The following is a 23,833-nucleotide window of genomic DNA, read 5'->3' as shown; positions in this document are numbered from 1 at the left end:
CGGAAAAAGGTGAAGAAATGGACAGGGAAACTGGCACTGGCAGTGTTAGTCGTGATAGCCGGAGCCAATATACAAGGGACGTGGGCAGCCCCTACGGCGTTAGATTCGTTGAACATCTGCGTCGGAAGCAGCGGGAAGATTAATCTCATCGCTCCGGGAAGCGGCTGTGCCAACAACGAGACGATGTATAAGCTGAAGCTGAAAGGCGACCAAGGACCGGCTGGTCCGGCTGGCGCGACTGGAGCGGCCGGAGCGACAGGTCTGCAAGGGCCGAAGGGTGACCCGGGCGAGCCTGGAACTGTCGGACCGGCAGGGGCTACGGGTCCGCAAGGTGCTCCGGGACCGCAGGGACCGAAGGGCGACGCGGGCGAAACGGGAGCTGTCGGGCCTGACGGTGCGACAGGTCCGCAAGGTGCTGCAGGTCCGCAGGGACCGAAGGGTGACCCGGGCGAAACGGGGGCTGTCGGGCCTGAAGGCGCGGCAGGCCCGCAAGGTGCTGCAGGTCCGCAGGGACCGAAGGGCGATACAGGGGCTGTCGGACCTGCAGGGCAAACGGGTCCTCAAGGGGCAACGGGTCCAACCGGTCCGTCAGGTCCCGTTGGCCCGATAGGACCTGCTTCTACGGACGCCCTCTATGGGGATGGCTCGGCAGGAGCGCTTACTGTCTCGTCCGGTCAAACTTTGGATTTAACGACCGCAGCGGGGTTTGACTCTTTGCCCAACAAGGACAATTTACAGTTCACTAGCATCAATATTTCGGGAACGCTTGTATTGCCTAGCGGCACGATACTGCGCTCTTTGGGCGATATCACGGTTACGGGAACCATTACTGTCGACCGAGGCGCACAAGATAGCGCCGGAGGATTACCGAACCAGGGAATCTCTTTGGGAGCGGCAGGCAAACCGAATGGCGGAACCGGCTTATCCAAGCTGCAAGCTGCTCAGATTGTGTCGCCCGCGGCTGCGGCGGGCGGGGCCGGGAACCGGCAGTCTAACGGAGCGGGCGGCGAAGGCGGCGGGTCGCTTGTCCTGGTTGCCAAAGGAAATGTCAAAATCCAAAGCTCAGGGATCATAAACGCTTCGGGCGCCAGCGGGACCAACCCGCAGACAGCCGGCCAAGGTATTGTCGGGACGGGCGGAGGCGGAGGCGGTGTCGTGATCCTTGTCGGGAAAGCATCCGTGCAGGTGGCCGGCACGATCCTCGCTAACGGTGGCGCAGGAGCGGCCGCCTTCGACGGCAATGGCGGAGCATCAGAAGGTGGAGGCGGTGGAGGAGGCGGGGGAATCATCCACTTCATCTCTTCCTCTGCCCCGATCGTAACCGGAACAATAAATGCAAACGGAGGCAGCGGCGGTGCCTCTGCGGGCTCCGGAGCGAACACAAATCCGGGCGGCGGCGGAGGCGGCAGCGGAGGAACGGGAGGAAACGGCAGCTCGTCTTTTAGCGTAAACGGTCAGCCGGGGAGTGCCGGATATGTTTTCCAATCAACAATTCCAGCACCGGAAAACCTCTTCCTCCATTAATCACCTCATACTTAACGCAAAAAAAGTTACCCCTTTGGACGCCATTCCCGGCTGCCAAAGGGGTAACTTGCGTCAGAGAGGGATCACCAGTTGTTGCCGGATACTCTCACGACGGTGAAGTTCGGGCTCTTGCTTTCGCCGTAAATGGCTTGAACGCCGGAGTTGTTCACCTTCACGTTGGTGAAGCTTGCCGAGCCTACGACCGGCCCTTGACCGTCTTCCGCCTTGGCGACGAGCTTGATGCCGTAGCGGGTGGAATTATTGATATTGATGTTCTCCAGGCGAATGTTCTGCATCGCCAGGTTTTCCGGCGATTTGGTCTGGAACATCAGTCCGAAGTAAACCGAATTATTGATGTCCACGTTTTTCACCAGAATGTTCTTGAGCGCCCTGTCGCCGCCGAAGAACCACATTGCGCCAAAGTTCTGATAATCGTTGATTTTGTCGTCGGCCCCGACGCTGGTCCAGAAGTCTCCGCCCGTGCGGTCCAGCGTCACTCCGTCGATAACCGTGTCCAAGTCGCCGAAACCTAACGTGTTATACCCGAAGCTCAGACTGCTGATCGTAAAGCCCGGGTAAGTCAGCGTATCCGCTCCGTACAGGTTCTGGAACAGATTGTCTTGACCGCCATAGACGGCGAAGGCTGCTGCGCGTCTGACATTCACGGCGGTCAGGTTGGTGTACTTGTTGCCGACGTTGTAAGAACCGCCGGAGTCTATTGCGCTGAACAGGGCGAACGAATCGTCTCCCGTTCCGCGGGCATAGTTGTTGTCGATGATGTTATAGGACGACCCGTTCGTCATGTTGATCCCGTCCGCGAACGTGTTTTTGATCCGGTTGTTCCGGAACGTGTTGTAGGAGGAGTTCACGCCCCAATAGAGGCAGACGAAGTGCTCGGCCCAGACGTTCTCGACGGTAACATTCTGCATGCCATTTCCATCGATGAATTTGCCAGGTCCGTCAACGCGGTAGATATAGTTGCCCCAAGCCGACAGGTTCTTGATAACCGAACCGTTGGCGGCAGAACTGATGTTGAATCCGACGTCGGTATTCGACTGGTCTTGCGGAGCTGTCAGCTTGGTGTACCAAGGACCGGCTCCGATGATTTCCGTCGCCCGACCGTAGAGGAAGATCTTGTTCGAGATCGTCCACGTTCCGGCTGGGATGAAGATGCCTTTCTTGGAGGCGTCTTGCCTGAATTCGGTCAAAGCCTGCTCGATCGACTTCGTGCTCGACACTTCCACGTATTTGGCCGGGTCCGGATTCGTCGCCGGAGGAGCGACATTCTCCGTCTCGAGCAAGTCGAGGTAAATCCAGGAGACGTCCCCGGCGTCTTTCTGAATCCGGATTTTCGTTCCTACCGGATACACTTGATCCAGCATCAACTGGGAGTCCTCATAGAGCCAGTAAGCTTTGGAGCCCGAGTTGTCGTATCCGAGCCGCCCAAGCGTGGTCGGAGTCGCGTACACGTAGGAAAACTTGGACGAGACCGTAAACTTGCCCTTGCTAACGCCGTTTGCGTAAATACTGACCGTTCCGGTGGTGTTCTCGGCAACGGCATTGCGAAGGACGAATGCGTTAGCCGGAGAGGTAAGCGTAAACTCTATGTATTGGCCCGTCGCGTTGAGATAAACGGCTGAACGTCCGGAAGCTTCGCCCGCGAAGTCGCCTGGCAGGAAGTTCGGAGCCAATTTGGTGCCGGTGGTCGTGTTGGACGAAGATTCGGCTTCGATGACGGTGAACGGCATGTTTGCGCCGCGGCCGGAATACAAGCTGGCCGAGCTCGTATTGTTGCTCTGCTTGATCGCGACTTCGTTGGCATCCGCCGCTACCGTTGTCGTTACCGTGTAGCTACCGTTAACTGCCGTCCAAGTGCCCATGGTCACGTTAGCCGATGCTCCCGCGGCCAAAGCGCCGGTATAAGATCCGGTTAAGGTTTGAATGGTTGCGCCGGCAGCATTTTTAAGCGTGAGCGTGATGCCGTGAGCGCCAGATGCGGAAGCGATGTTCCCTTGGTTCTTCAGGTTGACGGTAAAGGTTACCGTATTACCGGCGCTCGGATTGCCGGGAGTCCAGGAAGCCGTACCGATCAAGTCGGAGCTTGGAACCTGGTTGACCGTCAGCGAGGTCGGGTTGGTGAAGCTGTTGTTCGTCTTATCGACCTCGATCACGGCATTATTCTCGTCGACCTTGGAGATGACGGAATACGTTCCCGCAATCTGGGCTCCAATATTGGCCGACACGTTCGCGGACGCTCCCGCTGCCAATGCCCCGACGGAGGCATTGCCGACTTTGGTCGTGCCCAGATAGAAATTGACCGTTGTAGCTGCGGAAGCCGCCGTACCGATGTTTTTCACCGTGGAAGTGAGCGTAATTGCGTCGGTTTCAACCGGAGAAGAGGGCGACCAGGACATACCCGTGATCGTCAGGTCCGGATTCGGCGCCGGAGTCCCGATGACCTCGAATTCGGCCACTTGCCCCGCAGATGCGCCGGAGTTGGTCGTGAACTGGAGCCGTACCGCGCTGGCCGTCGCCGTGACCGGAATGGTCACCTGATTGCCGGATGCAGGATTAAAGGTATACAGGGCTGCGGACACCAGGTTGGTGAAATTCGTGGAGTTCTGGTCGTGCCCCAGCACTTGGATCGTCTGGGTGCGCGTCGCCCATATCGAATCGGGATTGAGTTTCACCACGACGGACGTGATACTCGCGTTCGCCCCAAGGTCCACCGTCAAGGTGTTCGGATAGGAGCCGGCGCCGCCCTCCCAATAGGTCGCCGTGTTGCCGTCGTTCGCGTTCGCCGCCACGAAGTTCTGCGTATTCGAGGAAGCGGAGATCGGCTTGTTCAGGGCGAGGTTCGTGCCGGTGCCGGGGTTGCCGTTGCGGGTCACCGTGTTGCTGGCGGCCGAGACGTTGCCTGCCGCGTCCTTCGCCTTCACGTAGTAGGACACAGTAGCGGTTGTCGGTTGATTGTCCGTGTACGTCAGGACGTTGCCCGCCACGCTCGTCAGCAGCGCATTGTTGAGGTAGATGTCATATCCGGTTACGCCGGTATTATCCGTAGAGGCGTTCCAGGTCAGCTTGATCTGACCCGTTGTTGGCTCAGTGTAGGTCAGGTTGGCAGGGGAAGTTGGAGGCTGCGTATCTCCTCCTCCTCCTTGAACGAAGTTAAGCCAGTTGATATTGAACCCGCCGCCGCCCGCGTATACGCGGAGCGTTTGTTGCCCGGCGCTCAGGTTCACGGTTGCGGTCACGGTTTGCCAAGTTTGCCAGCTGCCGGTGTTCGGCACGGTTGTCGCGGCGAGTGTGGTCGCACCGGACCGGAGCTGCACTTGCCCCGTTGCGTTAGGGCTGGCTACGCGGTATTCGACGGTGTAGGATCCGGCGGTTTGCACGTTCACGCTGTAATCCAGCCAGTCGCCGGCATCGATCCAGCCGACGTTAAGGCCGCCGCCGGTATCGCTCGTCGTTTCCGTCTGGATGCCGTTCATGGCGCTGTAGTTTTCCGCCTCGATCTTGCCCGGAATCGGGTAAGTCGTCGTGCTTCCGGAAGCGCCGTAAATCTCGAATTCCGAGAATTGTCCGGCTGGCCAGGCGGTGTTGGCAGTCACGTTAACCCTGACGTACCGGGTGCTGACGGCGGCGAAGTTAATCGTCACCGTGTTGGCCGAAGCCGGATCGAACGTGTAGCCTACAGAGCCGACGATGTTCGTGAAGTTCGTGCCGTCCGTGCTGCCTTGAATCGATAACGTCTGCGTTCTCGATCCCCAGCCTGTCGGAAGCTTCAGAACGATCTGGTCGATGCTCGTTGCGCTGCCCAGATCTGCTTGAATCCACTGGGGAAAAGCGTTATTCGCACTCTCCCAATACGTTGCTTGGTTGCTGTCCGCAGCATTGCTCGCGGTATAAGTCTGCGTGTAGCTGCTCGCTGTAAGCGTTTTGCCAAGCGCCAGATTCGGTCCTCCGGCTGCCTGAACAGCGTTCGGAAATCCAACAGAAGAGAGAAACGTTCCCAATACCAGAGTCAGCATACCAACCCAAGCGACGATACGATTAAGGCTTCTCATCATGAAATCTCCTCTCGAAATGGATTTCGAAATTCATTTCCCTCGAGTGTCTGCCCGTCGTGGTTATCTTTGCTAACCGCTATCAAAGTCCCTCCTTCCATGAGTCAGTTTATAGAGTGTTGCCTTTCGATCATACGACAGGTGGTTTTCCATATGAATGAGTGATTTTATCGAGATCGTGTGCGGGATTATGATTCAGAAAAATCTTTTTCCTGAACGTGTCGATTTCACTGTTAGCCGTTCGTTGTCATAATAGGAGCCAGAAAAACCAAGCACGAACACCGAGATGAGGAGAGTTTGAACATGAACATCGTAACCTCGAAAGACGGCACCAAGATTGCCTATGACCAGACAGGACAAGGACCGCCCAATGCGATATTGGTCAGCAAGAAAGGTCTCGGCCATACGAAGCAACTTAATGCCGGACTTATTGCTGCGGAGCTCAAAAACTTTTTCCAATAGAAGCGATCTAAGAAAGGAAGGATTTCAATGAAAAACAAGATCATAACAAGACTATTACTGCTTGGAGGAGTCATTTCAGCACCGCTATTCTTTCTCATTGCAATCGTACAGGTATTTACCCGTACAGGATTTGATATCAAGCGTCATGCCATCAGCAATCTGACATTGGGGGATCTGGGCTGGATTCAAAGCGCGAATTTCATCGTCACGGGGTTACTGGCTGTATGGGCAGCCGTTGGGGCACGCGGTTTGCTTCAAAGAGGAACAGGCAAGGCGGGCTTATGGTTGATTGGAGTTTATGGAATCGGCATGATCATGGCGGGGCTTTTTAAGCCCGACCCGGGTTTTGGATTTCCTTCCGGTGCGCCTGAAGGAATGCCGACAGCAATGAGCGGCCATGCGGCGCTTCATTCCATGGCATTCTTCGCGTCCTTTATTTGCCTGATTGCGGCAATGCTGATATTCTCCCGACGTTTCCGCGTACAAGGCGAACAGGGGTGGAGAATCTACTGCCTGTCTTCCGCGATACTTGCACCATTACTCATTGTTGCGGGTATGGGGATGAACAGTGGGGTTGGCATTATGATGGGAGTGGCCGGGATGGTCGCCTTCGGTTGGGTGTCCTCTCTAGCCTTCCGACTGCGGAACGAACAGATATCACACTAGAGGTGCGCCTCCTAATCGATAGGCTGTTCAATGTGATCCTGATAGTAGTCAAAATACAACTGATTTTGCGTACCTCTCACGGCGTAGAAAACGTCGGACACGGACTTTTTCCGCTGCCGCAGCACCTGCTCCAGCCATTGGACGGTCAGCCCGTTGTTGGCCAGATTGTCTTCGAGGATTTTGCCGTCCATGATCAGCTCGACAGGGAACGACTGGACGGCCGCGGCGTGCAGCTTCAGATCTTTGCGCGTTACCCACTCATACTCGCTTTTCTTCTTGACGGACAGCTTCCCGTGATCCTCCAGGCAAGCGTACTCAACCTCTTCCATATTGAAAATATTCTTTTCACGCAAAGATTGGACCAAGGAGTCCATCGTGTAGCGAATTTTCCGCATGTTGTCTTCGAGAATTTTGCCGTTCTCGATGACGACGGTCGGAGTGCCGGACACCCACCGGCTCCATGTCCGGCTTGTGAGGGCGATCTTGGACACGAGATAGGAGATGCCGAAAAATATTAGCAACGATATGACGATGAGCCAGTGGTTGAGCTTATCGTTAAACGCCAAATTCGCCGCAATGGCGCCCAGCGTGATGCCGCTCACGAAGTCATGAAAGGTCATATTGGATATGGTCTGCTTACCGAGAATTCTCGCCGTGATCATCAGGAGGACAAAAGCGGCGATCGTTCGAATAATAACTTCTACGTATGCTTGCATGGGGCGGACTCCTTTTTCTCATCTGAGGAGCTGTCTTACGGCTCGATAGTAACAGGATTGACGGTTGGGGCAGGTGTTATAACTTTTGTAGTCACTGGTCAGAATATGTGCCTCAGTATTTTTTTATTGAAAAGTATAGTGCAGGTGCAACCGATTCGACGAACGTTCTACTATATAGTTAGGGGATGAAGGGAGATGTCGGATGGAGGACCAGGGGATAATCCACCTATACCTACAGCGCTCGCAACAGGCGCTTGTAGAGACCAAGAATAAATACGGGGCGTACTGCAAAGCGATTGCCAGAAACATTGTTTCTAATCATTCAGATGTTGAAGAATGCGAGAATGATACCTACTTGGCTGCCTGGCATGCGATACCGCCTAATAGGCCCAGGAAGTTTTCTGTATTTCTAGGAAGAATCACACGGAATATTGCGCTTGATAAACATGGTTACAATACGGCGAAAAAACGTAATCGGGAGTTTGAAGTCATTCTAACGGAATTAGAAGGATGTTTAGCCTCCCCTGAGACAGCAGAGACAGGGTTTGAAGCAGGTGAGGTGGCCAATTTAATCAATCAATTTTTATTAGCAATAGATGAGCAAGCCAGACATTTATTCATCAGGAGGTATTGGTATTCAGACTCCATAGATCAGCTTTCCAAGAGGTTTAACATCAGTAGTAGCAAAACGAAGTCCATATTATTTCGGACAAGAAATAAACTCAGAGCTCATTTAGCGCAAGAGGGGGTTAGCCTGTGAAAAGGGAAGAGTTATACAGGGCGATTGGATTAATTGATGAAAACCTAATTGAAGAGGCCGGGCAAAGCGGAATAGAGGGGAGGAAAAAAAGAATGTCTAAAAAGTGGGTTATTCTGGTTGCCTGTCTTGTCCTGTACAGTTCGACCTCCACGGTTTTGTTTGCCAGAGAATATTATAAAAATCAAGCCGCTGAACCTTACATACGTTATTTAACGGCGGAAGACATGGAGTTATTGCCTGCTACTCAATATGATGCGGAGAAATTTCTAAAAGCTCTAAGAAGCGACAATGATGAGTATATATATATTTCCATTAACAGGTTGGTGGAATGTTTTAATGATCCCGCGTTGAGGGAACGAGCATTAAAAGAGCTTCAACCGTTTTCGGGGAACGATAATCCCAAGATTGCCGATGCGGCTATTTTTGCCATAGATATTTTGTCCAAAAGCTATAAGAGTCCTTATATTGTGAAGTTGGCAGACGGAAGTATGATATTCACCCTGTTTAACAATTACTCGGATTACGGCAGTCAAAATGTCATTTGGAGAATAAAAGATAACGTACTTGAAGAGTATACCCGATTTACTGCACCGTCCATGTATGTGACAAAAATGATTCCTTCACCGAATCACAAGTTAGTTGCGATCGTAACAGGCTCTAATAAAAGCAATTTCGTTCAAATTATTAACGTTGAAGAGGGAATGAGAAGTCCGGAGCTAGTTGAATCGGCAAGAGTCAAATATGGTGCACAGCAAGGATTAAATATATGGATTCGCACGGATCATGAAAATTATAGTTACGTAGATCATTTAGTGTGGAGTGACAATGAAACTTTAGAGTTCGAGGGCTCCCTTGCATACGAGAATACCGAGATTATAAAAAGTGTTTCTGTAGCGTATCGGTTTGATAAAAAGGAAATGGAAGTAAAAGAACTTCATAAGCCTTGATGGCGGAACGGATCAAACAGGACGCGAACAAGGCGTTTGCCGTTGCTAGGTCAGGTGTCCCTACATAGAAATAAGCTGATGAGAAAGGCTTATGCCTTGAAAAGGGATGGTGTAAAATAAATGGCCCAAACCCGGAAAAAGACAGGTACACAATTAACCGGAAGGATCGTATTTCCGGACAATCCGTCCTACAATGCGGCCAGAATGGAGTACAATAGGCGCTTTTCCAAATTTCCTAGGGTCATTGTTTTCTGCAGACGAACCCAGGATGTGATCAACGCAGTCAAATGGGCTCGTGAGCGGGGCGTACGGCTGCGAGTGCGCAGCGGGCGGCACAGCTATGAAGGCTTTTCGACTGTAAACGGCGGTATTATTATTGATGTCAGCGAGATGAATCGGGTTAAAGTTGATCGCAAAAAGTTGCTGGCAACCGTACAGACGGGAAATCCGCTTGCCCGTGTGTACAGAAAGCTGTGGAATAAGCGTGTGGCACTCCCGGCTGGAACTGCGCCCGACGTAGGCGTAGGCGGGCTAACGTTGGGAGGCGGCATTGGACTTCTGTCACGCAAATATGGACTTACGTGCGATAACTTAAAACAAGTAAAGATGGTCGTAGCTTCGGGGCGCTATGGGGCAAAGACGATTGTGGCAAACAAGAGGAAACATTCCGATCTGCTGTGGGCATCGCGGGGCGGCGGGGGAGGGAACTTCGGCATTGCTACAGCTTATACTTTTCGAGTTAGACCGATTTCATCGGTTTCTATTTACAGCATTACGTGGAAATGGGCTGATCTTGAGAAGGTGTTACCGGTGTGGCAGCGCTGGGCCCCGTCTGTCACGAACCGCTTAACTTCAACCATAGAGGTAGCAGCCAAGCAGGTGGGAACGATTTTATCTACCGGGCAATTGCTAGGCGGTGCAGAGGAGTTGCGTCTGTTGATCAGACCGCTCCTCCGAGCAGGCACTCCGGTGAAGGTGATGGTGAAGACAGTGCCTTTTATTGAAGCCACCCGCTTTTTTGCCGAGTCGGACTTAAATTTGGAGCCGAGGTTTAAAATAACCGGAGCTTACAGGTTCCAACCCTTGCCTCGTGAAGGGGTACGAATCATTCGCGACTTTCTATCCAGAGCACCCAACAAGCATGCCAGCGTGTGGAGTCAGAGCTTAGGCGGTGCAGGAAGCGCAGTGAGTCGAGTATCGACGACTGCAACGGCCTATCCTCATCGGAAGGCGGAGACCATCTACGAACTGTCAGCCCGCTGGAGGAACAACGGGGAGCAGCAGCGGAATATTCAGTGGGTGGAAAGGTTCCGCAGAGCGTTACGCCCCTTTGTTAATGGGGATTATGTGAACTTTCCCGATTTGCAGATTAAGAACTGGCCTAAGGCGTATTATGGCGTGAACTTCGGCAGATTGAAGCAGGTGAAACGAAAGTACGACCCGCATAATGTGTTTCGTTTTGCTCAAAGTATTCCAGTGGGTAAATCGGTGAGGAAATGATCATATAGGGATTGCAAAGCCTCTGGGACCTTGGGTTCCGGGGGTTTTCGGTTTTCGCAGCTAGAATATCGACCACTATTTTCCATGGTGTGGTATGCTTGGGAAAAGGTGATTAGATTCTGATGCAGGGTCTATAGCGGGGATTCGTGAATTTGGCGTTTATACTCAACCCCGCGAATTCGATAAAGATATTGGAGGGAATTCGATGACGCTCAAGCGAAAAATATTAGTTATGTTATCACTAACTTTATTCGGAATCATCGGGACATATTTAATATTGAATCAATTAATAGTGCTTGATCGAACGAACAAAGAATTAGGTATCTATGATTTCTTTCAAGTGCAGGCTGATGCAGAAGTTTTAGTTGAAGGAACAGGTAAACAAAACATTATTGCAGATAAAGTCTCTACTAAAATAAGGATTTTAAACATCAAATGGAATAATACTTCTAATAATCTTATTGAGGGAAGTGAAATTGAAGCTAACGAATATTTTGTAGTACATAACAATAGACAAGTGAGCGGATTGCAATTAATACCAGGAAGAAGTATCTACAGTATGGGGACAAGCTACAAACGACTGAAGAAAGGTGAACAAAAAACAGTTCATTTAAAATTGAATAATGAGACAAATAAATACTGGATAATGCCTGAAGAGATAGTCAAGGAATGAATTGAAGGCGATTCAATGAAGCTGGGCAGCGTGTAACACTATGTTCACTCTTTGGGTCATTTGCCCCTCGGTCCGGCTCATCGGAATTTAATGCATCTTATCATCCGGAGGTATTTCTGTGGGGACTAAATTCGGAAACATTCATATCATAACTAATAATAAAAACGAAGTTACTTCTGCATTAAAAGATATTTCTTCGGGTAGAACACAAACAAATTATAATCCCGAAATGTATTCAGGTTTTGAATCGATACTAGAATTAAATAAAATTAAGAACATTTATTACCTAGGTGAATTAAGGCCAGGTTGGATAAGTGTATTGAATGATTCTTTTAATTGGGGAGAAGTTGAAGCATTTGGAGAAGAACTTTCGAGTTATATAAGTTCTCCGATCTTAACGATCTCCTATTTTGATGATGATCTTTTTGAATTGAATCTCTTTTTGAATGGGGAATTGCAAACCGGACATATATGGTGTTCAGAAGAAACTAGAGAAGTTTATGGACTAGAAGAAAAGTGTGCTGACATAAGTGTTTTGTCTCAACACATTGGCTATCAATTTATAAATAAATTAAATGAAATCTTGAATATTGAAGATTGTGAACAAGCGGTTGAAGAGCTTCAAAATTTATTGGAAATCCCTCTATGGATTAAGTCTGATTGGTTTGAAGATATAGATGATAAAGAACTTATTAATAAGTATGAAAAACATGATTTAAATAATTGATTGTGACATTCTACTTCAAGGAGAATGACTATGACTCAGTTTACTGTCGCTGACATGATGCGTGCTTATTCAGAGGATGCTATAGATCTCGCAAAACAGCTAAATGTTGAATTAGATTTTTCTGAAGAAAGCATGTTCAAATTAGATCAAATTCTCGAAATTTATCATCAAGGAATTCCCAAAGGACTCAAAAAGTTCTTCTCTAAAGGGCCATCTGAAGAGCAAATCAATCAAATGGCAAAGGTCTGGGGTGGGTACATAGGGGAAACAATAATCAGACATTTGGGCGGAGAGTGGGTTAAGAGCAATGCATTTGAGAATGCAATTGCTATTAAAATCGGGGAATCTGAAATATACCCACCCGCAAAAATATTTAAGAGAATTATGAATGGACCAGAAGACAATGTAAATTTATATTTCAAAGTACTTAAACAAGATTTCGAAAGCTAGTTCGAGCTATTAGGAGGAGCAAATTGAAGAGTATACAAATCTTTTTGGTAATATCTATTTTGATTTTATCCGGATGTGGCAAGAAATACGCAATTAATAATGAAGAGGCGAGCTCAGCAATGGATGCGAAAGTAGATATTTTGTCTATGTTTCATAAAGCAGGGCTAGAAGATTATTCAGAAAAGTTTCAAAGAATGATCAAGCCATCTATCCGTTTAATAACGGAAAGAGAGTCAGAGGAAAAATTAGCAATTGGCCAAACTAAACTAGGGGGCCAACCAGACTTGCCTGCAAATATGGAATGGCCGTATTGGAAAGAGTATCCCATGTCATTTATTGCACAGATCAATTTGCATGAAATGCCTAACATTCAGGCGGATGATGATAAATTACCAACTAAAGGTATCATTTATTTCTTTTATACAACCTATCCCGAAGCGATGTATATGGATGGAGATTTTGATGATAACCCTAAAACTTCAAAAGTTCTATTTTACGGCGGAGAAATGGATAATTTGATAAGAACTCAACCACCTGAAAAACTATCGAAAGAATTGCAGTTTTTTAGCGCGGGAGTTACACCTCGACTTGAATGGAGTGTTCCCGAGTCGGATTCTTTTGAAGTAAATGAGTGCTAGGGTTATCTTGGGGTGATAAAAATTACGATAAGTACTGGGAAGTATTCAAAGAAAATTTCTCGAAAAAATATATAGATGGCTACACTTCGGAATTCCATGTAGGAATGAATAGACTTTATGGGTATCATGATTCTGTTCAGGGTGAATACAAGGGCGAGGGTTGGAGGCTCCTTCTTCAAATTGATTCAGAAGACAGTACTAATATGGAATGGGATGATACTGGAAGACTTTATTTTTGGATTAAAGATGATGATTTGAAAAATTTATATTTTGAAGGTGTAACCACTATACGCGAAGGAGCCTAGGTTCTCGGAAAAAGTCTAAGTCGGTTGGACGTCGTGAACGCATTAGCGTTATTACGCTGAAATACCAGCAAAGGCTAATTATAATCCGTAAGAGCGGATGTTAAGCCACAGAGCTTCTTGGTGTATAATGTAAGATAGGAATGGAGGTATTCCAATGAGCCTTGAAGAGAAATTACTTCAGGATTTTATTTCATTACCCCAAGACAAGAAAATTGAAGTGCTTGATTTTGTTGAATTTCTTAAATCAAAATCCAATCAATCTTTAGAGTCCGTAATGGATACCATAATAATTGAAAACCAAGAAGCCCTGAAGGAGCTGGCTAAGTGAAGACAATCACTGTTGAGCAGCTCCTTCTTTTCCATGAGAAGATTATTACAAGTACTGGCGGATCACATGGAGTAAGAGATCGTTCGTTACTTGAAAGTGCGATTAACAAAGCGAATCAAACTTTTGATGGACAAGACTTGTATATTGGAATCATTAGAAAGATCTCTGTGACTACATATTCATTGATTAAAAACCATGGATTTGTTGATGGTAACAAGCGGATTGGAGTTGCAGTAATGTTACTCCTAATTAAAATAAATGGATTAGGAATTATGTATACACAACAAGAGCTAATTGAAGTCGGATTAAGAACTGCAGAAGGTAAGTTTAATGAAAAGGATATAGAAGCATGGATAATGAGGCATCAAGTGTAGCAGCTTGATGTCTCTTATTTACGCTCCTCGGTCCGGTCGAAAAGTAACTGGCAGCAGCAGAGAGCGGAATCAGTAGGGGGTAATTTCAGATTATGCAGGAGCCCGATAAAATTTATAACACTGCGGTAGAGGCCACTCTTGAAGTAATCGGAGGTAAGTGGAAGCCGGTTATTTTGTTCCATCTTACGTTTGGGAAAAGGCGTAATAGTGAGCTGATGCGTCTGATGCCTGCCATAACGCAAAAAGTACTGACTCAGCAGCTAGCTGAACTGGTAGACGATGGAGTCGTGTTCCGTATTTCTTATAATCAAGTTCCGCCGAAGGTCGAATATGAGCTGACGGACTATGGTTGGAGCCTGAAAGAAATCCTTCATCTCATGTGCAGATGGGGCGATACGCATATCGAGAAGGTATACGGCACTAGAGGCAAGGTGTTATTCGAACCGCCGCAATCGGACGAATGAGCAAAAAAACCGGTCCCTGGAAAGAAGGAACCGGTACGACTATCCCTAAGTTATGGAATCACCTTGCGCTTGCGGAATTGTTCGAAGATGTCCATAAACATCTTTTCCGTATCGACGAATTCATGGAAGCCGAAACGGCGAGATTTCGAGCTGTCGGAGAAAAAGTCGTAATCCCATGAGAACACGAAATCCCCGAACCGCCAGGAAGAAACGTCCTTATAGCTATTCTCCATTAAATCATATTTCTCCACCATGGAGTTCCAGAGCGCTTCCTTGTCAGCCATGACTACCTCTAAAGACATTGGTAACGGAGGGGCGGTCTCTAATTCGAAAAATGCCGCGATCTTCGGCCAAAGCTCGTTCCATCTGAACAAATCGCCGTTCGTAATGTTAAATGCCTGATTCGCGCAACGTTCATCAGTTGCCGCCCAGACTGTAGCGCGGGCTAGCAAGTTCGCATCAGTCATTTCTAACAGACTGTTATAAGCACCTGGCTTCCCGGGAAAACGAAGCGGCAGGCCGAGCTCCTTGGACATGGAAGCATAAATCGCAATCACCATCGCGAGGTTCATTGGATTTCCCAATGCAAAGCCGCTAACGACTGACGGACGAAGAGCCGACCAGGTCCACGCGGTTCCCGGTTGACGTCGTTCAAGGAATTGCTGTTGGTCGATATTGAACTCGGGAGGCATATGGTTGGCATCCGTCTCCCGCGCCGGCGTTTTGAAGGGACCGAGATGCGCGCCGTACACCTTATAGCCTTGCATTAGACTGATATGCGCAAGGTTCGGGGCAATCGGTTCGATCGCGTTGACCACGTTCACAAGCATGGCTAGGTTAGGCGGGACCAGTTCGGCCCATGTAGGGCGGTCTTGATAAGCGGCATAGAAGATATGTGTGACTGTAGTTAACCCGCCCAGTTTTGCTAACGTATCCTCTTCATTAAGCAAGTCTGCCGCCACATACCGTAAACGGCCAACGTCCTCTCCGCCTCGTCGTGAAACGCCAATAATGTTCCATTCAGGAAGTGTCATCAGATAGTCGATGAGATTCCGTCCGATCACTCCGTTAGCTCCAACGACAAGAGCGGTCTTATTTGCTTTGATTTCATTTGGTTCCATAGGGCATTCCTCCTTCTCTTATAACGGTTATTATGAGAGGGAGGAAAGCTGGTGAAAAGTACGCACTTTGAACTCATATAGTTACTTGAAAGTAACATTTGCCCCAACAGCATAACACTAACCCCGTCGTTATTAGTCGAGTGTTCCGAGGGGATCATTGAACGGCGGAGTTCTTCCTATTTCTTCTTATGATAGTGGTAACCCGTACATAATCCTTTAGCCTTAGACTTCGCAGAGCAATTATGCCCGCCGTTTTTGTCTAACCTACCAGAATGAGCAAGAGCAGAAGAGGCAGAGCTGAACAACAAAACAATTGCTATGCTTAAAGCCACAATTTTTTTCATGTTTTCACCATTTTAACTCCGGGTCGGTTCCGGGATTTGCTATTTATGAGTCTTTATTACTAATTTATCGTTTAAACGACATATCATCAATACCGATTGTCATATTTTGCTTGATGATTTGCCAATATTTCCCCTTTCATTTTATTGCCTGGGCGATTCGATTACAGCAAGCTCAAGTTCAAGTCAATGCGCTCGAGGCGCTTCATCGGATGGGCGCGTACAAAGCAGCTATGCCGCGGTCATGGAGGAAATCAAGGAGTACCTTCGCCGGCGGCGTTTTTGTTTTACGTGGGATAGATAATGGCGACGAGTTGCCCGCCCTAATTGAATAACAGATGTTATCAGTGGGAGCGGTCTCGGCCGCTCCCTTTGCGTAGACGGAAAAAGCGCTACAATAGCCAAGAGCATAACGGAATAGGAGCTGAATGCCTAGTCATTACACAATAAAGTACTTTGCGTTTGTAAGAAAAACAGATGATAGGTGTGCAACTGAACAGTAAAATACTTAAAATATTGGCACATCGACAATATATTCACCGGCGCTATTTTTCTTGATTAGTGCTAAATAAACACCGGGACTTTCAGGCTCCCATTTTCCGTTCTTCAATTTTAGAAAACTTACGTTGTACGAGAGATCTCGCTTTTCTATTTCTTTAACTTTTATTTCTTTTGTGGCAACATCATACTTTTTGGCTATCAGCTCTTGAGCCTCGTTCTGAGTGAGAATGGTGGTATCTTTGATTTCTTTATCTTTAGGGGAATTAGGGGAACAGCCAACGATCAAAACACATAAACAAAGTATTGTTAGCAGCTTATTCATCAATAGCACCATTCCATGTATTTTGGATATATATATATCTATAACACATAAAAATAGAAATTTTTCCTTTTGATAGAAGGTTTAATATATAACATTATCTTAGCTAGTATATTGATTGTACCAGAAAATACTAAATTATAGGAGATGGTAGGAAGATGCTGAAGAAGAAATGGGTTACTGTATCACTGGCAACAATGGCTTTACTCGGGGTTGTATCGTCAGCAGCTGCAAGTGGATTTCAAATTTCTAATGCTCCATCAAGCATAACGTCAACCGCTACTGCTTCAAGTTTCTCGATTTCGCGCTAAGAAAGTTTATATTCTGGAAACCTCACAGTTCGCGGGCGATTCGTCCCCTTTTTGAAGGTGACGAGTTGCCCGACCTAATTGAATAACAGATGTTATCAGTGGGAGCGGTCTCGGCCGCACCCTTTTCGTTTACGGAGACGGTAGCAGGCTATTCAGCCGCCTTTGATTGACGGGGTGGAGACGCGCCAATCATGCCACGTCCATGCTTATTCTTTTGCAATGCCAAGCCGCTTTCTGCGGTGGACGAAGAGGAATCAGGAAATAAGCCCACAGCCCAAACTGTGTGTGGTATCCACAGCAATTTCTTTCCAGCCCCATGAGTTGGCTGTAACTGATAGAGCTTGTGCCCTGGGAAATCCAAGCATAACAGTCACGATGGAAAACAAAGTGCACAGATCCTGCCATTGCATGATCTACTGCACCAAACTATCCAAATCCGGCTGCAATTTGTTCCGCAGAATATACAGCATGATAGCGCCGACAAGGAAGGCGACGGCATCCGCGATGACGAGCGACCAGACTACTCCGTGAAAGCCGCTCATTCGATTGGAGATGAAGAGCACAGGAATCAGCGTAATTCCTTGAATGACGGACATAATGAAAGCGGCGGTTCCTTGCGCTGTCGCTTGGAAGATCCCCGTAAACAACGCGGTCATTCCTGTGATGAACAAGGATAAGAACGTGACATGCAGAATGTAGCTGCCCATTTCAATGAGATGCGGATCATTTGTAAATAAACCAATTAAATGATCGGATATCAGATAGACGATGATGCCGAACACGACTGCTAACGCCACAATCACTTTGATGGTAAAACCAACGGTATGCTTCATCCGTAATTTGTTCGCTGTAAAAGAGAAAGCGATCAACGGCACGACACCCTCGCATAACCCCATCAGAATAAACTCGGGGAATTGCAGTAAACGCGACGAAATGCCATAAGCGGCCACGGCCGGATCTCCATACTCGACCAGAAAATGATTAAAGATGAGCGACATAGCGCCCAAGAAAATACTCATAATAAAGACGGGAACCCCGATTTTGAATACATTGCTCATCATATCCGCGCTTGCTTTGAACCATTTTATAGAGGCGGTTAGAAATTGACTTCTATATCCCATATGGAAAGCATAGAAGGCACTTGCCACCAAGTTGGAGATGACAGTAGCAGAAGCCACGCCAATGACGCCCCAATGGAACACGAAGATGACTAACGCATCGAGAATAATGTTTACGACAACACTAAGGATCATACCGATCATGGACGTAATAGCCGCTCCTTCTGAGCGAACGATATTCTCCAGCGTGAAGAATAAGACGACGAACGGCGAGCCAAGCAGCATAACCGTGACATAGTCCTTCGTGAAGCCGAAGGAGTCAGGTGTTGCCCCCAAACCGTGAACGATCGGATCGATGAATGGGAGGCCGACGGCCATCACGATGAGACCGAGAACTAGACTGCTGTAAAAAGCGAATGAAGACACATGTTTAACATCGTCGTATTTCTTCTCTCCGAGCAAACGGGAGATGAAGGTGCCGCTGCCTATGCCAATCAAGTTGCCTAGCGCCATAATGATCGCGAATAGCGGCAAGGTGAGTGCAAGTGCGGTTAACATGGACGTATTGCCCAGTGTGCCAAGGAAATAGGCATTCAAGATGGAGTAGATGACACTCATTGACGTGCCTAACATCATCGGTACGGCGAAGTGAGCTACGGCTTTAGCGACCGGCGCTTTTTCAAAATAGTGGAGGTTTTGTGCATCCATGCGGATCACTTCTTTCTTCTTTTGTTTATCTTACAGTGTTAGTTTGAACCTTACAGTGTTAGATGATATCATGGAGTCATGAACCTGTAAACAACAAACTTACACTGTTAGATAAAAGGGCGGATTCCGATGAAAAAGCAGCAGCCTCAAATTTCGGAGGATAAGATTGTGGAAGCCTCATGGGCACTTCTGGGGGAGGAGGGCATCGAGAAATTCAGCTTGAGGCGATTAGCCGACCGTCTTGGCATTCAGGCGCCCTCTCTGTACTGGTACTTCAAAAGCAAGCAAGATCTATACCAGCGTCTGGCCAACCATGTCTCGAAAATGATCCTGGAGGAGTTTCACTCCGATGGGGACTGGAAGGAGCAGCTAACGGGGCTGGCAGTCACGGTGCGGCGCGTGCTTAGCCGATATCCTTGCTCCACGCAGCTCATGATGATGACGCTGCCCCATGAGCCGGATATCATACGGTTCACGAACCGTATGCTGCTTTGCGTGGAATCGACGCCGCTGAAGCCAGATCAGAAAATGCAAGTGGCAACTACGCTTATGAACTATGTCTTCTACTTCGTTCTGGACCATTATCAGCATGAGCGCAATGTGTCCGCTATCGTTAAAGAAAATAAAGTGCTTCCGGGTGAAGACATGATCCGCCTTCTGGACACGATGGGCGATGCGGAAGCGGGACTGTTCCGGAGGATGTTCACGAACGGGCTGTTCGAGTTGATGGGGACCGACACGGCGTTTGAGTTCGGTTTGAGGTTGATTTTGCTGGGGATCGAGCAAGTGATAAAGGAGCAAGAGAAATAATATCGACAAAGCGCTAAGAGGAGGGAAATCATGTTAGCCACTTTGCAACAAACGAAGGGTGGATATGTCGCGCGGTTTGAGCGTCATCTGAAGCATTCTGTGGAGAAGGTGTGGTCTTCGCTTACGGAAAACGACAAGTTAAAGCAATGGTTTTCCGAGTTGGAAGTAGATGACCTTCGCGAAGGTGGAGTTATTAAGTTTAACATGCAAGACGGTACGTTTAAGGAACTGAAAATTATCGAGCTCAGGCTGCATTCCGTGTTGGAATACACGTGGGGAGAAGACCAAGTTCGCTTTGAACTGTATCCGGAATCAGAAGGGTGCAGGCTGGTCTTAATTGAAAAGCTGAATAAGATAACCAGCCATACACCCAAAGATCTTGCCGGTTGGCATGTCTGTCTGGATGTCGTCAAAGCTTTATTGGATGAGACGACGTTTGGTTCACGTAAAAGCGAATGGGAAAAATGGTACAAGGAATACACTCAAATGATGAATTCGCTTAATAATGGTTAGTTTTCAGAAACGATGTTTTCTATTACGAATGTAGCGCTCGATGTCAACCCGCTGGAAGCCTCGATTGGAGAGGTCTTTGACAAGCACGCTATTGTTGACCATGTCGATCGCAGAATGGCTGTCGGAAGAGACAATGAGGGGGACACCCTGCTCCGCGGCCATTTGAATGATCGGTTCGTCGACAGAATTGTATCGAACGTTTATCTCAAGGATTTTACCGGATGCTGCGATATGATCAACGAGTTCTTTTGTCGGAATCTGATCCTTCTGAATACCGAAGCCTTTGAGTTCAGATAATGGATGGGCAATAATGTCCACCAGCGGGTTGTCCAGCATACGGCGGAAGGAGACGAGCCAATGTTCCACAATCTCGGTCCGAGGAATGTGGGCATCGCTCGTCTTCGAGTAAAAACCATTGGGCTTTGGTATGCGGTGAAAGGAGCCTAGGACAAGATCCACCAGTGGACGGAAGGACGCATCGGCGTCGATATCCCCATCCAAAGTTAAAACTTTGGCTTCAATGCCGGAATAAACTTGGATTAATCCGCGGAATTTGGCCTTCAGCTGTTCTAGATGCTCTGCGTAATCTGGCACCCAAGCGCTTGTTCTCCATACATGGTCAGTGATCGCGACTGCCTCGTAGCCTAGCTCGACCGCAGTTTGAATCATTTCTTCCGGTGTATTTTTCCCATCCGAAAAGTTAGAGTGTGTATGAAGATCCATCAGCATCATAGAAAACCTCCTTCCAATGCCGAACCATCCGAGTTCCCCATTTTACTTTCGAATCCAGATGCAGCGGCAACACGCCTAAAGCCTGCTTAACGGCCAGAACCGGCAGATTGATCCCCGCCGCCGTGCAATGAACTATCGTTCCCTGCATTCTAGGGTTGATCTCCACGATTTTAGGTTGATGTGACCGGTCTCTTCTGATTTGAATCCCGATATTGCCATGTAACGCCAGGCGCTCCACTACCATGGTAGCGTAGTCGATAATGTCTTGATCTTGACGAATGAGACTTTTGGTGGAAATCCCGCCTACGGTTGCTTCCCTAAGTCGGGGGACAGCAATCGCAACCTGCCCATTCTCTGCTAACACATCCACGCTGTACTCCTCATGGGGCAAATATTCCATCACCAGCACTTCCGGAAATTCCTTTCTGCCTTGAATGATGCGAAGGAGCTCGGAATGGCTGATATAAACAGACGTTGGCTTCTGTCGAAACAACAGCTCGAAGCGGTCAACTCGGTCGTCCAGGATGTGGAAGCCGCGGCTTCCGTCAGAGATCGTTGGCTTAAAACAGATCGGCTGTTCCGGGTACCCCAACGCTGTTAGAGCTTTTCTGAACTGCTTGGCAGATGAGGTGACTTGAAACGAGGGGACGGCGATCCCCATCTTCTGCAGGGCCGTATAGAGTACTCCTTTATTAATTACGGTTTGTAATGCAGGGACAGATGACAGGTTCATTCGCGTACCCGATCGACTGAATACATCCCGATGCTCCGCGAGCTTGATCAATTCGTCCGTCACAAGCGAGAAGAGCACATCGATTTTTTCTTTCTTGCAAATATGTTCGATAAAAGGGATGAATGATTCCTCCGATGCCTTCGGTCCGACATAATGCCGGTCTGTCATGTGGAACCCGACGGAATTCGGATTGCAGTCAACGCCGACAATGTAGATCTTATAGTCCTCGCTTTTTTTCAGCGACTGAATGACGCCTGGAGCCCCAGGGGATCCGGCACCCGTTAAGAGAATACGGATGATTGGTTTCATCTATCTTCACGCACCTACTCGCTTTTTATCTCTAATATAGTCACCGCCTGGATCAATTGGATTCGGACGAGCACCTATTAAAAGCAGAAATAGGTTACAGCATAGGAATCGCTTAATCCACGGCCATAGACTGTAACGCATAACGAATAAGGGGTGATAAATTGAAAAAAGCTCCAACCGGCGTGACCGTAATCACGAGCACGAACAAACCTCATTTTTTGAAGCATATGTTTGCAAATTACCGCAGACAAGCGTGGCCGAACAAGGAATGGATCATTGTATTGAATAAGGACAAGGCCGATATCAGACGATTTCAGGCTATGGCTTCCAAATTTAAAAATATCCGCGTGTTTCAGCTACCAGGTCGGCGGTCATTAGGACAATGCTTAAACTTTGCTTCTGCAAGAGCCAAGCACCCCTATATCGCCAGGATGGACGATGATGAGTATTATGCGCCTTATTACCTGACCGGCATCATGCGTTCTTTTAGTAATTCAAAGGCAGCACTTGTCGGTAAACGCGCGTATTTCATCCACTTAAGCGGTAGTAAGATGCTGCTGCAGCGCTTTTACACGCAAAAACGTTTTGTCGGCATTCTGGCGGGCGGAACGATTTCCTATAAGAAGAGCGTGTGGAATAAGGTGAAATTCGCCAACCTCTCCCTTGGAGAAGATGTGAAGTTTTGCCGGGACTGTCGGCGGAAAGGCTTTAAGCTTTATGCAGGGGACAAATATAATTTCTGCGCATTGCGGCGAAAGCAACAGAATTCACATACCTGGAAAGTAAGCGATCGGGAATTTATCCGTCATCGGCAAACGCGCATTGTTCGAAAGAATTGCACGACCTACCGAAAATTCGTGGACCGTCCATTGAACTCCATCAAATAGGAGCGCTTGCACGAGAGAAACAGGCCGTCGAGTACGCTCGAGGGCTATTTTTATGCACTGGACAAGCGAACAAATTGATAAGAAATAGGGTTTTTACATAGGAATCTACTTCTATCGTTTCATAAAGTATTCGGATTGATTCAAAACTCGAAGGGGGTGTCATGATATGGGGATTTTTCTCTACTCCTTGCAGCGAGTGCTTGTTTTAGCCCCTCACGCAGATGATGAGACGCTTGGCTGCGCCGGTGTCATACAGAAATATTTAAGTCAGGGCAGTTCGGTTCGAACCGTTATCGCCTCCCTGACTTTAAGCGACTCCAAACGCTACAGCAGGGAAGAAAGCGGCTACGGCACCTATAGTGGGAAAAGGAGGATATTTGAATTCATAGAAGCGATGCGTCTGCTTGGGGTGGCGGACTATCATATCCTTTACCCGGATCTTTCCGGCAAACAGCTTTACGATGGCAAGCTCGACCGTATCCCCCGAGCCGCACTGGTTGCCGATATTGAACGCCATATCGAGGAGTTTCGTCCAACTGTTTTATACATCCCATCCATCACCAAACATCAAGACCACGAAGCTCTTCATCGAGCAGCGATAGCGGCGGCCCGACCGTACTTCTGGAACGGCACCATCTTGGTTTATGAGACCGACGGGGAACTGTCCTTTCAACCTAATCTTTTTATTCCGCTTACGGAAGAGGAAATCAGTCTCAAAATGAAAGCATTGGAGGCTTACAAGACTCAGCTAGGCTCCATACGTCACCCCGTTCATCCTGAAAGCCTCTTCCATAAAGCCAAATTTCGCGGCAATCAGATTTACGAGGAATTTGCAGAAGCATTTGAGGTTATTCGAATTCAAGGATAAGCTCGTGGACCTTAGGGAGGA

The 23,833-nt window shown here is 48.1% G+C and carries 27 protein-coding genes; 19 read left to right on the top strand and 8 right to left on the bottom strand.

What is annotated here, in order from left to right:
* Positions 1–9 precede the first annotated feature (9 nt).
* Entirely contained in the window at positions 10–1,524 is a 1,515-nt protein-coding gene (locus tag ACFPOF_RS27590) for a collagen-like domain-containing protein (protein ID WP_378138613.1), read from the top strand.
* An 83-nt stretch (positions 1,525–1,607) separates the two neighbouring features.
* On the opposite strand, the gene ACFPOF_RS27585 is transcribed toward ACFPOF_RS27590, so the two are convergent.
* Positions 1,608–5,594 carry a discoidin domain-containing protein gene (locus tag ACFPOF_RS27585; protein WP_378138612.1) on the bottom strand — a complete coding sequence of 1,329 codons (3,987 nt, stop codon included), beginning with the start codon at positions 5,592–5,594 and terminating at the stop codon, positions 1,608–1,610.
* Positions 5,595–5,894: 300 nt separating this feature from the next.
* Between ACFPOF_RS27585 and ACFPOF_RS27580 the strand changes: the two genes are divergently transcribed.
* The gene (locus ACFPOF_RS27580) at positions 5,895–6,053 is read left to right on the top strand and encodes a hypothetical protein (protein WP_378138611.1); all 159 of its coding nucleotides are present in this window, start codon (positions 5,895–5,897) and stop codon (positions 6,051–6,053) included.
* A gap of 27 nt (positions 6,054–6,080) precedes the next feature.
* A complete protein-coding gene (locus ACFPOF_RS27575; RefSeq protein WP_378138610.1) occupies positions 6,081–6,719 on the top strand; it encodes a DUF998 domain-containing protein in 639 nt (212 codons plus the stop codon).
* A gap of 11 nt (positions 6,720–6,730) precedes the next feature.
* Here ACFPOF_RS27575 and ACFPOF_RS27570 read toward each other — a convergent pair whose 3' ends face one another.
* Positions 6,731–7,435 carry a DUF421 domain-containing protein gene (locus tag ACFPOF_RS27570; protein WP_378138609.1) on the bottom strand — a complete coding sequence of 235 codons (705 nt, stop codon included), beginning with the start codon at positions 7,433–7,435 and terminating at the stop codon, positions 6,731–6,733.
* A gap of 202 nt (positions 7,436–7,637) precedes the next feature.
* On the opposite strand from ACFPOF_RS27570, the gene ACFPOF_RS27565 reads away from it, so the two are divergent.
* From ACFPOF_RS27565 to ACFPOF_RS27515, 11 genes are all read left to right on the top strand, one after another.
* Positions 7,638–8,195 (top strand): RNA polymerase sigma factor, encoded by a 558-nt coding sequence (locus ACFPOF_RS27565; protein WP_378138608.1) that lies wholly within the window; start codon positions 7,638–7,640, stop codon positions 8,193–8,195.
* Positions 8,192–9,142, top strand: a complete 951-nt coding sequence (locus ACFPOF_RS27560) for a hypothetical protein (protein WP_378138607.1) — start codon at positions 8,192–8,194, stop codon at positions 9,140–9,142. The genes ACFPOF_RS27565 and ACFPOF_RS27560 overlap by 4 nt, the downstream gene beginning before the upstream one ends.
* Positions 9,143–9,262: 120 nt before the next feature.
* Positions 9,263–10,642: an FAD-binding oxidoreductase gene (locus tag ACFPOF_RS27555; protein WP_378138606.1), complete on the top strand. Its 1,380-nt coding sequence runs from the start codon at positions 9,263–9,265 to the stop codon at positions 10,640–10,642.
* 205 nt (positions 10,643–10,847) lie between these two features.
* Positions 10,848–11,315: a hypothetical protein gene (locus ACFPOF_RS27550; RefSeq protein ID WP_378138605.1), complete on the top strand. Its 468-nt coding sequence runs from the start codon at positions 10,848–10,850 to the stop codon at positions 11,313–11,315.
* Between the two features lie 118 nt (positions 11,316–11,433).
* Entirely contained in the window at positions 11,434–12,042 is a 609-nt protein-coding gene (locus ACFPOF_RS27545) for a hypothetical protein (protein WP_378138604.1), read from the top strand.
* Between the two features lie 30 nt (positions 12,043–12,072).
* Positions 12,073–12,492: a hypothetical protein gene (locus ACFPOF_RS27540; RefSeq protein ID WP_378138603.1), complete on the top strand. Its 420-nt coding sequence runs from the start codon at positions 12,073–12,075 to the stop codon at positions 12,490–12,492.
* Between the two features lie 23 nt (positions 12,493–12,515).
* Positions 12,516–13,130 carry a DUF1963 domain-containing protein gene (locus ACFPOF_RS27535; protein WP_378138602.1) on the top strand — a complete coding sequence of 205 codons (615 nt, stop codon included), beginning with the start codon at positions 12,516–12,518 and terminating at the stop codon, positions 13,128–13,130.
* Positions 13,124–13,435: a DUF1963 domain-containing protein gene (locus ACFPOF_RS27530; protein ID WP_378138601.1), complete on the top strand. Its 312-nt coding sequence runs from the start codon at positions 13,124–13,126 to the stop codon at positions 13,433–13,435. The genes ACFPOF_RS27535 and ACFPOF_RS27530 overlap by 7 nt, the downstream gene beginning before the upstream one ends.
* A 154-nt stretch (positions 13,436–13,589) precedes the next feature.
* Positions 13,590–13,763, top strand: coding sequence for a DUF2281 domain-containing protein (locus ACFPOF_RS27525; RefSeq protein WP_378138600.1), 174 nt, complete (start codon positions 13,590–13,592; stop codon positions 13,761–13,763).
* The gene (locus ACFPOF_RS27520; protein WP_378138599.1) at positions 13,760–14,137 is read left to right on the top strand and encodes a type II toxin-antitoxin system death-on-curing family toxin; all 378 of its coding nucleotides are present in this window, start codon (positions 13,760–13,762) and stop codon (positions 14,135–14,137) included. Before ACFPOF_RS27525 ends, ACFPOF_RS27520 begins: the two co-directional genes overlap by 4 nt.
* A 92-nt stretch (positions 14,138–14,229) precedes the next feature.
* Positions 14,230–14,601 carry a winged helix-turn-helix transcriptional regulator gene (locus tag ACFPOF_RS27515; RefSeq protein WP_378138598.1) on the top strand — a complete coding sequence of 124 codons (372 nt, stop codon included), beginning with the start codon at positions 14,230–14,232 and terminating at the stop codon, positions 14,599–14,601.
* Between the two features lie 50 nt (positions 14,602–14,651).
* Here ACFPOF_RS27515 and ACFPOF_RS27510 read toward each other — a convergent pair whose 3' ends face one another.
* The 3 genes from ACFPOF_RS27510 to ACFPOF_RS27500 form a co-directional block, all read right to left on the bottom strand.
* Positions 14,652–15,722 (bottom strand): SDR family oxidoreductase, encoded by a 1,071-nt coding sequence (locus tag ACFPOF_RS27510; RefSeq protein ID WP_378138597.1) that lies wholly within the window; start codon positions 15,720–15,722, stop codon positions 14,652–14,654.
* A gap of 176 nt (positions 15,723–15,898) precedes the next feature.
* Positions 15,899–16,066, bottom strand: coding sequence for a YHYH domain-containing protein (locus ACFPOF_RS27505; RefSeq protein WP_378138596.1), 168 nt, complete (start codon positions 16,064–16,066; stop codon positions 15,899–15,901).
* A gap of 505 nt (positions 16,067–16,571) precedes the next feature.
* The gene (locus ACFPOF_RS27500) at positions 16,572–16,886 is read right to left on the bottom strand and encodes a hypothetical protein (protein ID WP_378138595.1); all 315 of its coding nucleotides are present in this window, start codon (positions 16,884–16,886) and stop codon (positions 16,572–16,574) included.
* 155 nt (positions 16,887–17,041) lie between these two features.
* On the opposite strand from ACFPOF_RS27500, the gene ACFPOF_RS27495 reads away from it, so the two are divergent.
* A complete protein-coding gene (locus tag ACFPOF_RS27495; protein ID WP_378138594.1) occupies positions 17,042–17,194 on the top strand; it encodes a hypothetical protein in 153 nt (50 codons plus the stop codon).
* A gap of 413 nt (positions 17,195–17,607) precedes the next feature.
* Here ACFPOF_RS27495 and ACFPOF_RS27490 read toward each other — a convergent pair whose 3' ends face one another.
* Positions 17,608–18,960, bottom strand: coding sequence for an MATE family efflux transporter (locus ACFPOF_RS27490; protein ID WP_378138593.1), 1,353 nt, complete (start codon positions 18,958–18,960; stop codon positions 17,608–17,610).
* A 129-nt stretch (positions 18,961–19,089) separates the two neighbouring features.
* On the opposite strand from ACFPOF_RS27490, the gene ACFPOF_RS27485 reads away from it, so the two are divergent.
* Together ACFPOF_RS27485 and ACFPOF_RS27480 are read left to right on the top strand one after the other, a co-directional pair.
* Positions 19,090–19,770, top strand: coding sequence for a TetR/AcrR family transcriptional regulator (locus ACFPOF_RS27485; protein WP_378138592.1), 681 nt, complete (start codon positions 19,090–19,092; stop codon positions 19,768–19,770).
* Positions 19,771–19,800: 30 nt separating this feature from the next.
* Positions 19,801–20,283: an SRPBCC family protein gene (locus ACFPOF_RS27480; RefSeq protein WP_378138591.1), complete on the top strand. Its 483-nt coding sequence runs from the start codon at positions 19,801–19,803 to the stop codon at positions 20,281–20,283.
* Between the two features lie 3 nt (positions 20,284–20,286).
* Here the strand turns inward: ACFPOF_RS27480 and ACFPOF_RS27475 are convergent, their stop codons facing one another.
* The gene (locus tag ACFPOF_RS27475) at positions 20,287–21,015 is read right to left on the bottom strand and encodes a PHP domain-containing protein (protein WP_378138590.1); all 729 of its coding nucleotides are present in this window, start codon (positions 21,013–21,015) and stop codon (positions 20,287–20,289) included.
* The gene (locus ACFPOF_RS27470) at positions 20,984–22,057 is read right to left on the bottom strand and encodes an ATP-grasp domain-containing protein (RefSeq protein ID WP_378138589.1); all 1,074 of its coding nucleotides are present in this window, start codon (positions 22,055–22,057) and stop codon (positions 20,984–20,986) included. Before ACFPOF_RS27470 ends, ACFPOF_RS27475 begins: the two co-directional genes overlap by 32 nt.
* A gap of 161 nt (positions 22,058–22,218) precedes the next feature.
* Here ACFPOF_RS27470 and ACFPOF_RS27465 point away from each other — a divergent pair, with 161 nt between their 5' ends.
* Together ACFPOF_RS27465 and ACFPOF_RS27460 are read left to right on the top strand one after the other, a co-directional pair.
* Positions 22,219–22,944, top strand: coding sequence for a glycosyltransferase family 2 protein (locus ACFPOF_RS27465; RefSeq protein WP_378138588.1), 726 nt, complete (start codon positions 22,219–22,221; stop codon positions 22,942–22,944).
* Positions 22,945–23,110: 166 nt separating this feature from the next.
* On the top strand, positions 23,111–23,812 hold the full coding sequence (locus tag ACFPOF_RS27460; RefSeq protein WP_378138587.1) for a PIG-L deacetylase family protein: 702 nt from the start codon (positions 23,111–23,113) through the stop codon (positions 23,810–23,812).
* The last annotated feature ends 21 nt before the right edge of the window (positions 23,813–23,833 follow it).

It is taken from the genome of Cohnella soli, assembly GCF_042655525.1.
GTDB lineage: Bacteria > Bacillota > Bacilli > Paenibacillales > Paenibacillaceae > Cohnella > Cohnella soli.
The sequence above is the reverse complement of the archived record's forward strand: the minus strand, read 5'-3'. Positions and strand labels throughout refer to the sequence as shown.

What these genes read in the sequence shown, in the direction of transcription:
- ACFPOF_RS27585 (WP_378138612.1), bottom strand. Translation starts at nt 5,594, where the DNA reads ATGATGAGAAGCCTTAATCGTATCGTCGCTTGGGTTGGTATGCTGACT.
- ACFPOF_RS27580 (WP_378138611.1), top strand. Translation starts at nt 5,895, where the DNA reads ATGAACATCGTAACCTCGAAAGACGGCACCAAGATTGCCTATGACCAG.
- ACFPOF_RS27575 (WP_378138610.1), top strand. Translation starts at nt 6,081, where the DNA reads ATGAAAAACAAGATCATAACAAGACTATTACTGCTTGGAGGAGTCATT.
- ACFPOF_RS27570 (WP_378138609.1), bottom strand. Translation starts at nt 7,435, where the DNA reads ATGCAAGCATACGTAGAAGTTATTATTCGAACGATCGCCGCTTTTGTC.
- ACFPOF_RS27565 (WP_378138608.1), top strand. Translation starts at nt 7,638, where the DNA reads ATGGAGGACCAGGGGATAATCCACCTATACCTACAGCGCTCGCAACAG.
- ACFPOF_RS27555 (WP_378138606.1), top strand. Translation starts at nt 9,263, where the DNA reads ATGGCCCAAACCCGGAAAAAGACAGGTACACAATTAACCGGAAGGATC.
- ACFPOF_RS27550 (WP_378138605.1), top strand. Translation starts at nt 10,848, where the DNA reads ATGACGCTCAAGCGAAAAATATTAGTTATGTTATCACTAACTTTATTC.
- ACFPOF_RS27540 (WP_378138603.1), top strand. Translation starts at nt 12,073, where the DNA reads ATGACTCAGTTTACTGTCGCTGACATGATGCGTGCTTATTCAGAGGAT.
- ACFPOF_RS27525 (WP_378138600.1), top strand. Translation starts at nt 13,590, where the DNA reads ATGAGCCTTGAAGAGAAATTACTTCAGGATTTTATTTCATTACCCCAA.
- ACFPOF_RS27515 (WP_378138598.1), top strand. Translation starts at nt 14,230, where the DNA reads ATGCAGGAGCCCGATAAAATTTATAACACTGCGGTAGAGGCCACTCTT.
- ACFPOF_RS27510 (WP_378138597.1), bottom strand. Translation starts at nt 15,722, where the DNA reads ATGGAACCAAATGAAATCAAAGCAAATAAGACCGCTCTTGTCGTTGGA.
- ACFPOF_RS27505 (WP_378138596.1), bottom strand. Translation starts at nt 16,066, where the DNA reads ATGAAAAAAATTGTGGCTTTAAGCATAGCAATTGTTTTGTTGTTCAGC.
- ACFPOF_RS27500 (WP_378138595.1), bottom strand. Translation starts at nt 16,886, where the DNA reads ATGAATAAGCTGCTAACAATACTTTGTTTATGTGTTTTGATCGTTGGC.
- ACFPOF_RS27495 (WP_378138594.1), top strand. Translation starts at nt 17,042, where the DNA reads ATGCTGAAGAAGAAATGGGTTACTGTATCACTGGCAACAATGGCTTTA.
- ACFPOF_RS27490 (WP_378138593.1), bottom strand. Translation starts at nt 18,960, where the DNA reads ATGGATGCACAAAACCTCCACTATTTTGAAAAAGCGCCGGTCGCTAAA.
- ACFPOF_RS27485 (WP_378138592.1), top strand. Translation starts at nt 19,090, where the DNA reads ATGAAAAAGCAGCAGCCTCAAATTTCGGAGGATAAGATTGTGGAAGCC.
- ACFPOF_RS27480 (WP_378138591.1), top strand. Translation starts at nt 19,801, where the DNA reads ATGTTAGCCACTTTGCAACAAACGAAGGGTGGATATGTCGCGCGGTTT.
- ACFPOF_RS27475 (WP_378138590.1), bottom strand. Translation starts at nt 21,015, where the DNA reads ATGATGCTGATGGATCTTCATACACACTCTAACTTTTCGGATGGGAAA.
- ACFPOF_RS27470 (WP_378138589.1), bottom strand. Translation starts at nt 22,057, where the DNA reads ATGAAACCAATCATCCGTATTCTCTTAACGGGTGCCGGATCCCCTGGG.
- ACFPOF_RS27460 (WP_378138587.1), top strand. Translation starts at nt 23,111, where the DNA reads ATGGGGATTTTTCTCTACTCCTTGCAGCGAGTGCTTGTTTTAGCCCCT.